A 12588-nucleotide genomic window follows, 5' to 3' on the forward strand; every position below is an offset into this window, starting at 1 on the left:
CCGCGGTGCATAGGGTGGCGCGTATGCGCCTGCCCCCTGACATGTCGCTGCCCGAGGGGTTCGTGCCGGACCCGCCCCCGGACGTGCCCGCGACGCCGAAGGACGCGGCCACCGTGGTCCTGCTGCGCGACGGGGCGTCCGGGCTGGAGGTGTTCCTGCAGCGGCGGGTGACGGCCATGGCCTTCGCCGCCGGCATGACCGTCTTCCCCGGCGGCGGCGTCGATGCGCGCGACGCCGAGGCGACCGTTCCCTGGGCCGGCCCGCCGCCCGAGTGGTGGGCGCGGCGGTTCTCCTGCACGACCGCGACCGCCCGCGCGCTCGTGTGCGCGGCGGTGCGCGAGACCTTCGAAGAATCCGGCGTGCTGCTCGCCGGGGCCGACGCGGACACCGTGGTCGGTGACACCGCGGGCTTCGCCGAAGCCCGCTCGTCCCTGGTCTCCCGCGAGCTCTCGCTGGCCGAGTTCCTGGCGGACGAGGAGCTGGTCCTGCGCGCCGACCTGCTGCGTCCCTGGGCGAACTGGGTGACACCGGAGCGGGAGCCGCGGCGCTACGACACGCGGTTCTTCCTCGCCGCCATCCCCGAGGGGCAGCGCGCCGACGCGGTCACCTCGGAGGCCGCGGACGCCTACTGGCGCGCCCCGGCTGCGGCGCTCGACGACGCAGAGCGGGGGCGCAGCGCTCTGATGCCGCCGACCTGGGCGACCTTGGCGGAGGTGGCCGAGTACGCGAGCGCACCCGAGGCGCTGGCCAGCCGCTCCAATCGCATGCGCGAACGCCTCACCAAGGTCGTGCCGCGCATGGAGTTCCGCGACGGGCGGTGGCACGTGGTGCTGCGCGGCGCGGCGGAGGAGGGCTTCTCGGGAGTGGACCTGTCCGGGGAGGGCTCGTCGGGGCTGGCGGAGCCGTCGGGATGGGCGGGGCCGTCCGGGACGGCGGGTGCGGAGGGCGGCGCGGACGAGGGCGCCGGTCCGGCGGACGCGCGATGACCGGTGACACCTGAGGACCGGTGACACGCGACGAGGAGGAGGAACGGCATGTCCCACCCGGCCTACGGCGAGCTGCGCGCGGTCACGGCGTGCGCCTCGGTGCTGCTGGCGAACAACCCGTCGGGCATGACGCTGGAGGGCACGAACACGTGGATCGTGCGCGCCCCGGGGGTGCGGGAGTGCGCGGTCGTCGATCCCGGTCCCGGCGATCCCGAGCACCTGGAACGGGTCCGCGCGCACGGGCCCGTCGCACTCATCCTGCTCACCCACCACCACCCGGACCACACCGAGGGCGTCGCGGAACTGGCCGCCCGCACGGGCGCGCCGGTGCGCGCGCTCGACGCGGACCTGTGCCGCTCCGCTGCGCCGCTGCGCGACGGGGAGGTGCTCGAGGCGGCCGGCGTGCCGCTGCGGGTGCTCGCCACTCCCGGGCACACCGCTGATTCGCTGTGCCTGCACATCGCGGGCGAGGAACCGGCCGTGCTCACCGGGGACAGCGTGCTCGGCCGGGGCACCACGGTCGTCGCGTCCCCGGACGGGCACCTCGGTTCGTACCTGTCCTCGCTGCGCGAGCTGGCGGGGTTCGCGGAGGGCACCTGGGCTCTGCCGGGTCACGGGCCGGAGCTGCCGGACGTGGCCGAAGCCGCGGCGGGCTACCTGCGCCACCGCGAGCAGCGCCTCGACCAGGTGCGCGCCGCGGTGGCGGAGCACGCCGCGACGCCGACCGCGCGGCAGGTCGTGGAGGTCGTCTACGCCGACGTGGATCCGGCGGTGTGGCCTGCTGCGGAGCAGACGGTGCGGGCGCAGCTGACCTACCTGGCCGAGCGGGGGGAGCTGGCCGCGGACCGGTGGTGAGGAGCGGGGCTGTGCGCTGGGCAGCTCCGGGGTGCGCGCTGGGCAACGCGGGTCCGCTGCGGCCGGGGTGCCGCCCGCGTTCTCCGGCGTCCGCGGATGACCGGTGGTGCGCTGGGCGGGAGCGTGCGCTGAATCACCCCGTTGTTGGTGATTCCGGGACTGGCGCTCAAGCCGGGTCCGTGACGCATACTGGATTGGACCGGCGCCGGGGCAGTCTGCGGACGGCCCGAATGGGGTTCACTAATTCGGGTGAAAGATGCAACCAGAACGCCCAGTGCCGCGTCCTGTCAGGTGAGAGGTCTTGAAGGCACGAGCGAACGTGCCGCATCGTCGGAAAGTGAAGGACTTCCGGACTGAAGGACTTCCGGGGCCGGTCGCCGACCGGCTACCGCGACAACAGCCCTCCGGTGCAATGGATTCGGGGCCACGCATCGGAGGATCGGGGGAGCGTGGTTGGTCGTCGGGGGACGAACCACGCGAAGGTGAAGGGGCTGCGATGCCGCGTCGGGGGTGGCGTCTCAGCCCCTTCACTCTGCCCGCCCCCTCCGCGCGGCCCGACTTCCCGCACTGCCCGGCTCCCCTGCGCTGCTTCGTCCCTTCGCCCGTCAATCTGGACCTTTTCCAGAGAGCGCAATTTTCATGAAAATTGGAAGCTGTCCCCACACGAGTGCAGTACAGAGCATCCCCACGCGATCGGAGGACAGCGCGGCGCAGGTGCCCGGCTCGCGGGGACTGCGCAGGGGAGAAGTGCACGGGGGAGAAGCGCGCGGCGGCAAGCGGAGTTTGCCGCGAGCAAAAGTAAGTGTGCGAACTAAATGGCACGACGCGCGCGTCGACTGAGGGCCCCAGGGACTCCCTGGAGCCGTCGGCCGACGCGCGTCGTCCTGCCTCTCGGGGTACCCCGATCCGCTCAGCGGGCGCGGCGCGCCAGCCGCTCCGGATCGAGAATGAGCACGCTCTTGCCCTCCAGCCGGAGCCAACCCCGGTGCGCGAAGTCCGCCAGCGCCTTGTTGACGGTCTCCCGGGAAGCGCCGACGTACTGGGCGATCTCCTCCTGCGTCAGGTCGTGCGTGACCCGGAGCAGGCCCGCCTCCTGGCTGCCGAACCGCTGCGCCAGCTGCAGCAGCGCCTTGGCGACACGGCCAGGAACGTCGGTGAAGATCAGGTCGGCGAGCATGCCGTTGGTGCGGCGCAGGCGGCGCGCGACCACCCGCAGCAGCTGCTCCGCGATCTCCGGTCGCGTGGCGATCCACTGCCGCAGCGCGGCGCGGTCCATGCTGAGCGCGCGCACCTCGGTGACCGTCGTCGCCGTCGAGGTCCGCGGACCCGGATCGAAGATCGACAGTTCACCGAACATGTCCGATGGGCCCATGATCGCCAGCAGGTTCTCCCTGCCGTCCGGCGACTTGCGCCCGAGTTTCACCTTGCCGGACTGAATGATGTAGAGCCGGTCTCCCGGCTCGCCCTCGGCGAAGATCACGTGTCCCCGCGGGAACTCGACCGGTTCCAGCGACTGTGCTAGTGCCTCCGCCGCAGCCGGCTCCACCCCTTGGAAGATGCCGGCCCGGGCCAGGGTCTCGTCCACCTCGTCCCTCCTGCTGAGACGCGGCGGCTGGTCTGTTCATGCCGGACCCGCGTTTGCGCGTCTGGCGGTACGCCGCCGTTACTACCAGTAATTCTACGACTGGTCCGGGGAACGGCGTGTACGCAGCCTGCCGGCGCGTCCCACTCTGCGAAGTCTGAACAGCTCCAACGCGCGTCCAATGCCCTGCCGGAACAGCGCCCGCACCTCGTCCGGACGGGCGTTCTCCAGCAGTTCTTCCACCTCGTTCTCCTGCACGGCCACATGCCGCAGACGGGCCTCCACGCGTTCCATGAACAGCGTGAAGAACATGATCACGAGCGGCACGAGGATCACGAACCAGGCAGTCATAACGGTGAAATCCTCGCTCATCCCTTCGTGGTCGTTGCAACCGGGGGTCGGTGTGCGGTGCGTACCGGTGGTCACCTGCCGTGGTGACCGGGCCCGTACTCTGGAGGGGTGGCCGACCAAGCTGGAAGCGGAGCCGACGCGGCGGGCAGTGCCGGCGCGCCCGCGCGCCGCAGCGGCGCCGGGCGTTCGCGCAAGCGGCGCGCGGAGACCCACCTCGGGCTCGTGCGCAGGGCGCGGCGCATCCTGCGCGCGCTCACCGAGGCGTACCCGGACGCGCACTGCGAGCTGAACTTCGAGACACCGCTGCAACTCACCGTGGCCACCATCCTGTCCGCGCAGTGCACGGACAAACGCGTGAACGCGGTCACACCCGCGCTGTTCGCACAGTACCCGACGGCCGCGGACTACGCCGGTGCGGACCGCACCGAGCTGGAGGAGATGATCCGCTCCACCGGCTTCTACCGGAACAAGGCGAGCTCGCTGCAGCGCCTCGGCGCCGAGCTCGTCCACAGGCACGACGGCGAGGTGCCCGGCTCGCTCGACGAGCTCGTCAAGCTGCCCGGGGTCGGGCGCAAGACCGCCAACGTGATCCTCGGCAACGCCTTCGACGTCCCGGGCCTCACCGTCGACACGCACTTCGGCCGCCTCGTCCGGCGCTGGGGCTGGACCGCCGAGGAGGACCCGGACAAGGTCGAGCAGGTCGTCGGCGAGCTGATCCCCCGCAAGGACTGGACCATGCTCTCGCACCGCGTGATCTTCCACGGGCGGCGCGTGTGCCACTCCCGCAAGCCCGCGTGCGGTGCCTGCCTGCTCGCCGCGGATTGCCCCTCCTACGGCGCGGGCCCGACCGACCCGGTGACCGCGGCGAAGCTCGTGCGCGGGCCCGAGGCGCCGCACCTGCTGTCCCTGGCCGGGGTGCGCGAGGAGGTCCCGGAAGCCGCTGTCGAGCAGGCCGCCGCGAAGGAGCCGACGGCGTGAGCCGGCGGACGAGCGGGTGGCGGGAGTACGGCACGGAGATCCGCTGGACCGCCGTGGTGCTCGTGCTGGCCGCGGCGGGCGTGATCGCCCTGTGGCCCCGCGGGGGGCAGGAGCCCGCGCCGGACGCGGACGCCCCGCAGCGGGATCGGCCGCCCGCCAGCACCGAGGTGGACCCGGCGCAGCGCGCGGCCGCCGACCTGCGGTCCTGCCGCGAGCAGGGCCCCGCTGCCGGGCAGCGGTCCGGTCCTGGGCAGCTGTCCGGGGCCCGCGGCACCTGCATGGCCGACGGCAGCCCGGTGGGTCTCGGCGAAGCGGTCGGGGACGGGCCCGCGGTGATCAACGTGTGGGCCACCTGGTGCGCGCCGTGCCGCGAGGAGCTGCCGGTGCTCGCCGAGTACGCCCGCGCGCAGGACGAGGTCGACGTGCTCGGCGTGCAGGTGCGCAGCGGGGAGTCCGCCGGCCTCGGGATGCTGCGCGAGCTCGGCGTGCACTTCCCCAACGTGCACGACCCGCGCGGCGAGCTCCGCTCCGCGCTGTCCGCCCCGAACGTGCTGCCCGTGAGCTACCTGGTCACAGAGGACGGCGCGGTGCACCGCCTCGACGTGACCGTGTTCCGCTCGGTCGATGAGGTGCGCGCGGCCGTGGACGAGGCCAGGCGGAGCTCCTGATCCGTTCCGCGGTTCGCCGGCCCGGCCCCGCGGATTCCCGCACTGCGGGAAGGCGTCGAGGCCGGTGCTGGACAGCCCGGGTGCGGCGGAGTAGGCACACTCCAGGTGGGTGACCCGCAGGCGCGGCGCCGCCCGCTGTCGAACCCGCGAAGGGGGTCGGAGTGAACGACGTGGATTGGCGGCCCGGTCCGCTGTGCCCGCTGGAGGACGTGCCGCACTGGCTGCACCCGCTGGTGGTCGACAGCGCGGAGATCGAGGCCACCGCCTTCGGCTGGCCCCGGAGCCGTCCGCCCGCGCACGCGCGCCCCGCCGCGGTGCTGCTGCTGTTCGGCGCGGGTACGCGCGGGCCGGACATCGTGCTGCTGCGCCGCGCCGACGGGTTGAACTCGCACCCCGGGCAGGTCGCCTTCCCCGGAGGCGGGATCGACCCCACCGACCGCGGCCCGGTCGACGCGGCGCTGCGCGAGGCGGCGGAGGAGGTGGGGCTGCGTCCCGCGGGCGTGCGCCCCCTGGCACTGCTGCCGGAACTGCACGTGCCGCACAGCGGTTTCCGCGTGAGTCCGGTCGTGGCGCACTGGGAGGAACCGTCCGAGGTGCGGCCGGTCGACCCGGGGGAGACCGCGGCGGTGGCGCGGGTGTCCATCGCCCGGCTCACCGATCCGGCGTACCGGGTGCGCGTGGGACGTGCCGGCGCTCCGGCCGGACCGGCGTTCCTCGTGCCGGGCATGCTGGTCTGGGGGTTCACCGCGGGCGTGCTGGCGGGGGTGCTGGACCTCGCGGGCTGGACGCGGCCGTGGGACAGCGGAGACGTGTGGGAGCTCACGGAGGCGTGGCACCAGGCCGAACGCGCAGGGGCCGTCGACCACGCGGAGGGCTGAAGCATCGCCCGGGCGGGTCGGGACAATAGGCTGGTGTTCGGCGGGCCGGCCCGGTCCGGTGCCGAGCCGGAGGACGAGTTCGCATGCCGCGCGGATCGGGGTGAGCCGTGAACTGGGTCGACCTGCTGGTGGTGCTGCTCGCGCTGCTCGGCGCCGCGTCCGGGGCGCGCAACGGGCTGGTCACCGCCCTGTTCTCCCTGGTCGGGGTGTTCGTCGGCGCGATCGTGGGTCTCAAGCTCGCGCCGCTGTTGCTGGAACGGTTGGACGACCCGCTGGCGCGGATCGCCTTCGGCGTCGGCATCGTCGTGCTGCTGGTGGCCCTCGGCGAGACCTGCGGCATGTGGGCCGGGCGCGAACTGCGGGAGCGGATCACCGCGACCGGCCTGACCGGGGTGGACAACGTGCTGGGGGCGGTCCTGCAGGGCGTGGCAGTGTTCGTGGTGGCCTGGCTCGTCGCCCTGCCGTTCACCTCGGCCACCGCCACCCCCGGCCTCGCCGCGGCGTTGAACCGGTCGAACGTGCTCAGCGCGGTCGACGAGGTGATGCCGCCGCAGGCCAAGCAGATCCCGGCCGAACTGCGCCGCATCATCGGCTTCGACCAGTTCCCGCAGGCCCTGGAACCGTTCTCGGAAACCCCGGTCACCAGCACGCAGCCGCCGAACGGGCAGCTCGCGCGCAGCCCCGTGGTGCGCGAGGCGCAGCAGAGCGTGGTCAAGGTGCGCGGTCGGGCCTACTCCTGCGGGCGGTCCCTGGAGGGCACCGGGTTCGTCGTCTCCGAGCACCGCGTGATGACGAACGCGCACGTGGTGGCGGGCACCGACCAGGTCGCCATCGAGATGGGCAGCGGCGAGTTCCAGGCCGAGGTGGTGATGTTCGACCCGCGGACGGATCTGGCCGTGCTGTCCGTGCCCGACCTGGACGCCGAGGCCATGTCGTTCGAGCAGCAGCCCGCCCGTTCCGGCGACGACGTGATCGCGCTGGGCTACCCGCTGGACGGGCCGTACCACGCCTCCCCGGGGCGCGTGCGCGAGCGCGTGGCCCTCAACGGCCCGGACATCTACGGCGAGAGCGGTGTCGAGCGGGACGTCTACACCGTGCGCGGTGACGTGCGCAGCGGGAACTCCGGCGGTCCGCTCATCGATCCCGAGGGCGACGTGGTCGGGGTGGTCTTCGGCGCCGCCGTCGACGACCCGGAGACCGGGTTCGCGCTCACCGCTCAGGAGGTCGCCGACGAGGTGCAGACCGCGCCCTCCCTGTCGCAGCCGGTGCCGACCGGGAAGTGCGCCGCGGAGTAGCCGACCGAGGGGTCAGCGGGCCGGCTGGTGCAGCGGGCCGGTCTGCGCGCGTGACCGGGGAGCGGCTGCGCCGCTGGCCGGGCGGCCCGTGCGGCCGAGCACGCGATCACCAGTCCGCGCGGTACCGCGTCGGCGCGCCCCGGGCCCACCTCGCCGGGTGCGCCCCCTGATCGGGTGTGCCGGGGCCGTCGAGCGGAGGATCTCACGCGGAGCTCTGCGAGGCCTCCGCCGTCTCCGCGGAGTGCCGCCGGGTGATCTGCTTGGTGTCGCGCAACGTGGCCATCGTCCTCTTCGGCGCGCGGATCTTGCGCACCCGCAGGAAGCCGAGCAGCGCGAACAGGCCGGCCACGAGGAGCATCAGCAGGAACACGATCCCGAACGCCGCCCACCGCCACAGGCCGAGCTGGGCCAGCCCCTCCGCGAGCGCGAAGAAGAGGAAGAACGTGCTGAACACGAGCACGGCCAGGGCGAGGATGAAGAAGACGCTGCCCTTGAGGCCCTTCTTGACCTCGCTGGTGATCTCGGACTTGGCCAGTTCCACCTCGGCGCGCACCAGGGTGGACAGGTGGGCCGTCACGTCGCGGGCGAGCGCTCCGATCGATTGACCGGAGTCCGTTCCCTCCTCGGACAGCGGGAGGGACGGGACCGCGGACTGCCCCGCGACGTCGTCCTTGCCGTTGGTGTGCTGACCGTTGCTCTCCCGGGCGCTGTTCACGGGCCCATCGTGCCACGCGCGATCTCCGGGCGAACGTCGGACTCGCCGATGCGTCGGGATCCGCGCAGGCGCCCGGCGCGGACCGCCTGTTCACTCCCGCCCGGTGTCGTGCCTCGTGTCCTGCTCGGCGTCCGCCTCGACCGCGCTCGACCCCGGCGCCGAGTCCGGCCCCGCAGCGGGATCCGGTTCCGCACCCGGCTCGGCCGGCGCCACCGCGGCCTCCGCACCGGTCGCCTCCTCCGCACCCGGCCCGGCGCCGGCAGCTGCGGCGGCGCGCTGACCCCGCACGAGCTTGCCGCGCAGCGACAGCGTCACCCCCGCCAGCACCGTGGCGATGGCCGAGGCGATGAGCACCGCGGCCTTGGCGCGCTCGGCCGCGGCGCCGGTGAGCGACAGCTCGGCGATCAGCAGGCTCACGGTGAAGCCGATGCCGGCGAGCATGGCCAGGCCCAGCATGTCCGGCCAGGTGACCCCGCGCGGCTTGTGGGCCAGGCCGACCTTGATCGCCAACCAGGACACGCCCGCCACGCCGATCAGCTTGCCGACCACGAGCCCGACGATGACGCCGATGGCGACCGGGTCGTGCGCGATCTCCCGCAGCGCCTCGCCGTTGACCGGGACGCCCGCGGCGAAGAACGCGAAGATCGGCACCACGAGGCTCGCTGACCAGGGGGAGAGCCGGTGCTCCAGGCGCTCCTCCGGGGAGCTCGTCTCGTGCGCGTCCCGCTTGACCCGCGTGAGCAGGCCGAGGATGACGCCGGCGATCGTGGCGTGCACACCTGTCGTGTGCACCGCGACCCACAGGGCCACGCCCAGCGGGATGTACAGCCACGACGTGGTCACGCGCCGGTGCTGCAGGTACCAGTAGGCGACGGCGAGCAGCACGGCCGCGGCCAGCGCGACCAGGTTCAGCCCGTCGGTGAACAGCACGACGATCATCGCGATCGCGCCGAGGTCGTCGACCACGGCGAGGCTGAGCAGGAACACGCGTCCGGCCAGCGGCATCCACGAGCCGAACAGCGACAGCACGCCGACCGCGAAGGCGATGTCGGTGGCCATCGGGATGGCCCAGGCGCTGCCGGCGTGCGGCTCGGTGTGCCCGATGCCGTAGGCGATGATCGCCGGCAGGATCATCCCGCCGGCCGCGGCGATGATCGGGAGCGTGGCGCTCTTCCAGTGGGCCAGTTCGCCGGTGACGATTTCGCGTTTGAGCTCGAGCCCGACGTAGAGGAAGAAGATGGCCAGCAGGCCGTCCTTGGCCCATTCCGCCAGGCTCAGGTCCAGGTGGAGGACGTGCGGTCCGACCTCGAACTCCCGCAGCCAGGTGAAGGCCTCCTGCAGGGGCGAGTTCGCCAGCACCAGCGCCAGGGCCGCGGCGAGGATGAGCATGAGACCGCCGACGACGTCCTTGCGGAAGAAGTTCCCGATCGCGGTACCCGGTTCGGGTTCGGTCTCCTCGGTCCCGGCCTGGTTCCGAGCGGCATTGGACACGCGAGTTCCCCCGATGCGATTCAATTCGTGCTTGCGAACGCCGACCAGACTTCCCGGCACACCATTCGTTGAAGCTTAACACTCAATCGGTGCACGAGCTGTCGCTTCGCTCATAGGCCGGGCGTTCCGTGAGTCACTCCACGTGACTCGCGGGCGGGGTGCGAACGCTCCGCCGGCGGGGTGCGCCGCGCGCGGCGAGCGGCGCGAAGCGGAGCTCGTGCGCAGGGATTTCCGTTCGGATCGAGTTCTCTTCGCAGCGGGGGCTCGCCGCTCCCGATCCGGCTGAGCGCCTCCGGGGTGCCGTGACCGGGTGCGGTTGACCACGGAGCGTCGCCAGCACTGCGTGCCCGGGGCTGCCTGCTGCAATCCGCTTCCGCCCGTTGCGGGCTCGCGGTGCGGGCTTGCGCCGCGGTGAGACCCGACCCCGCGAGACCCGGCCCCGCGGTGGGGTCCAGCCCTGGCGACCGCGACCCCGGCCCGGCGGTCAGGACCCCGGCGATGGGGACCTGCTGGCCGGAGACCCGCTGAGCGGGGACGTGCTCGCCGGGGTGCCGGACGGGTGCACGCGCACCGCGGCGGGCCGACCCGTGCGATCGGCCCGCCGCGGTCGTCCGTGCGGACTCACTCGTCGGACGAGGAGGACTGCATCCCCTGGGTGATGAGGTCCATGACCGAGGAGTCGGCCAGCGTGGACACGTCGCCGACCTCGCGGTTCTCGGCCACGTCCCGCAGCAGTCGCCGCATGATCTTGCCGGAGCGCGTCTTGGGCAGTTCCGGCACGACCATGATCTGCCGCGGCTTGGCGATCGGGCCGATCTCGCGGGAGACGTGCTCGCGCAGCTCCGCCAGGGCCGCGTCGCCCGCGGCGGAGTCGTCGGCACCGCCGCGCAGGATCACGAAGGCCACGATGCCCTGGCCGGTGGTGGCGTCGGAGGCGCCGACCACGGCGGCCTCGGCCACGTTCGAGTGCGACACCAGGGCCGACTCGACCTCGGTGGTGGAGATCCGGTGGCCGGAGACGTTCATGACGTCGTCCACGCGACCGAGCAGCCACAGGTCGCCTTCCTCGTCGTACTTGGCGCCGTCGCCGGCGAAGTAGTAGCCCTGCTCGGCGAAGCGGGACCAGTAGGTGTCGCGGAACCGCTGGTCGTCGCCCCAGATGCCGCGCAGCATCCCCGGCCACGGCTCGTCCAGCACGAGCAGGCCGCCCTCGCCGTTGCCGAGCTTGTTGCCGGACTCGTCGACGACCGCGGCGGAGATCCCCGGCAGCGGCTGCTGCGCCGACCCCGGCTTCGTCGCGGTCACCCCGGGCAGCGGCGAGACCATGATCGCGCCGGTCTCGGTCTGCCACCAGGTGTCCACGATCGGGCAGCGGTTGCCGCCGATGTGCTGGCGGAACCACATCCACGCCTCGGGGTTGATGGGTTCGCCGACCGTGCCCAGCAGCCGCAGCGAGGACATGTCGTACTGCTCGGGGATGTCCGATCCCCACTTCATGAAGGTGCGGATCGTCGTCGGCGCGGTGTAGTAGATCGAGACGCCGTACTTGGCCACGACCTCCCAGTGGCGGCCCTCGTGCGGCGTGTTCGGCGTGCCCTCGTAGAGCACCTGGGTGGCGCCGTTGGCCATCGGCCCGTAGACGATGTAGGTGTGCCCGGTGACCCAGCCGATGTCGGCGGTGCACCAGTACACGTCCGAGTCGGGCTTGATGTCGAACACCGCGTGGTGGGTGTACGCGGCCTGCGTGAGGTAGCCGCCCGAGGTGTGCAGGATGCCCTTGGGCTTGCCGGTGGTGCCCGAGGTGTAGAGGATGAACAACGGGTGCTCGGAGTCGAACGCCTCCGGGATGTGCTGCTCCGACTGGCGCGGCACGACGTCGTGCCACCACAGGTCGCGGCCGTCCTGCCAGTCGACTTCCTCGCCGGTGCGCTGCACCACGAGCACGTGCTCGACGCTCTCCGCGCCGGCCACGGCCTCGTCCACGTTCTGCTTCAACGCCATGGGCTTGCCGCGCCGGTACTGCCCGTCGCAGGTGATGACGACCTTGGCCGAGGCGTCGTCGATGCGCGTGCGCAGCGCCTCCGAGGAGAAGCCGCCGAAGACGACGCTGTGCAGCGCGCCGAGGCGGGCGCAGGCCAGCATCGAGATCACGGCCTCGGGCAGCATCGGCAGGTAGATCGCGACCCGGTCGCCGGCGCCGATGCCGAGGGAGGCCAGGGCGTTGGCCGCGCGGGAGACCTCGCGCTGCAGCTCGGCGTAGGTCACGGTGCGGGAGTCGCCCGGCTCGCCCTCCCAGTACAGGGCCACGCGGTCGCCGTTGCCCGCCTCCACGTGGCGGTCGACGCAGTTGTAGGCGACGTTGAGCCGCCCGCCGGCGAACCACTTCGCGAACGGCGCGCCGGACCAGTCGAGGACCTGCTCCCACTTCGTGTCCCAGTGCAGCCGCTCGGCCTGCTTCGCCCAGAACGCCTCCCGGTCCGCGGCGGCCTCGGCGTAGGCCTCCGCGGAGAGGTTCGCCTGGGCCGCGAACTCCGCCGGTGGCGGAAACGTCCTGCTCTCGGAGAGCAGGTTGTCCAACTTGTTGGACTGCCCGTCGGGTTGGCTCATCTCCTTCAAGACCTCCCTGGCTGGTGGGACACCTCGTTCAATGAGCACCGTAATGCGATGGAGCGCACGGCGACAGGGGGCGAGCCAAAATTGGTACAGACCAATTTCTCGTAGCCGACAATCGGCGCACCGCGGGACCCGCTGCGCCCGCGGTGCGGTGCGTGTATATCACCGCCCGCCCC

At 72.5% G+C, this 12588-nt stretch carries 10 protein-coding genes and 1 pseudogene; 6 read left to right on the plus strand and 5 right to left on the minus strand.

Going from position 1 to position 12588, the window contains the following annotated elements:
• Positions 1-23: 23 nt before the first annotated feature.
• A complete protein-coding gene (locus ACYVJE_RS06730; protein ID WP_459157987.1) occupies positions 24-986 on the plus strand; it encodes an NUDIX hydrolase in 963 nt (320 codons plus the stop codon).
• Positions 987-1034: 48 nt separating this feature from the next.
• Positions 1035-1841: an MBL fold metallo-hydrolase gene (locus ACYVJE_RS06735; RefSeq protein WP_459157988.1), complete on the plus strand. Its 807-nt coding sequence runs from the start codon at positions 1035-1037 to the stop codon at positions 1839-1841.
• A 910-nt stretch (positions 1842-2751) separates the two neighbouring features.
• Here ACYVJE_RS06735 and ACYVJE_RS06740 read toward each other — a convergent pair.
• Complete coding sequence (locus ACYVJE_RS06740) at positions 2752-3426, minus strand: Crp/Fnr family transcriptional regulator (protein ID WP_184725400.1); 675 nt, start codon at positions 3424-3426, stop codon at positions 2752-2754.
• A 93-nt stretch (positions 3427-3519) separates the two neighbouring features.
• Complete coding sequence (locus ACYVJE_RS06745) at positions 3520-3774, minus strand: hypothetical protein (RefSeq protein ID WP_459157989.1); 255 nt, start codon at positions 3772-3774, stop codon at positions 3520-3522.
• Between the two features lie 222 nt (positions 3775-3996).
• Here ACYVJE_RS06745 and nth point away from each other — a divergent pair, with 222 nt between their 5' ends.
• From nth to ACYVJE_RS06765, 4 genes are all read left to right on the plus strand, one after another.
• On the plus strand, positions 3997-4752 hold the full coding sequence (nth, locus tag ACYVJE_RS06750) for an endonuclease III (RefSeq protein ID WP_459159878.1): 756 nt from the start codon (positions 3997-3999) through the stop codon (positions 4750-4752).
• Positions 4749-5420, plus strand: coding sequence for a TlpA family protein disulfide reductase (locus tag ACYVJE_RS06755; protein WP_459157990.1), 672 nt, complete (start codon positions 4749-4751; stop codon positions 5418-5420). The genes nth and ACYVJE_RS06755 overlap by 4 nt, the downstream gene beginning before the upstream one ends.
• A gap of 161 nt (positions 5421-5581) precedes the next feature.
• Positions 5582-6298 carry an NUDIX hydrolase gene (locus ACYVJE_RS06760; protein WP_459157991.1) on the plus strand — a complete coding sequence of 239 codons (717 nt, stop codon included), beginning with the start codon at positions 5582-5584 and terminating at the stop codon, positions 6296-6298.
• A 107-nt stretch (positions 6299-6405) separates the two neighbouring features.
• Positions 6406-7593 (plus strand): MarP family serine protease, encoded by a 1188-nt coding sequence (locus ACYVJE_RS06765; RefSeq protein WP_461143747.1) that lies wholly within the window; start codon positions 6406-6408, stop codon positions 7591-7593.
• 202 nt (positions 7594-7795) lie between these two features.
• Here the strand turns inward: ACYVJE_RS06765 and ACYVJE_RS06770 are convergent, their stop codons facing one another.
• The 3 genes and pseudogenes from ACYVJE_RS06770 to acs all read right to left on the minus strand — a co-directional run bounded on the left by ACYVJE_RS06770 (position 7796) and on the right by acs (position 12406).
• Positions 7796-8308, minus strand: a complete 513-nt coding sequence (locus tag ACYVJE_RS06770; RefSeq protein ID WP_459157993.1) for a phage holin family protein — start codon at positions 8306-8308, stop codon at positions 7796-7798.
• A 264-nt stretch (positions 8309-8572) separates the two neighbouring features.
• A pseudogene (nhaA, locus tag ACYVJE_RS06775) lies at positions 8573-9799 on the minus strand (Na+/H+ antiporter NhaA); the annotation flags it as partial.
• A 621-nt stretch (positions 9800-10420) separates the two neighbouring features.
• Positions 10421-12406 (minus strand): acetate--CoA ligase, encoded by a 1986-nt coding sequence (acs, locus tag ACYVJE_RS06780; protein WP_461143748.1) that lies wholly within the window; start codon positions 12404-12406, stop codon positions 10421-10423.
• Positions 12407-12588 lie beyond the last annotated feature (182 nt).

Source organism: Salinifilum aidingensis, from assembly GCF_054782015.1.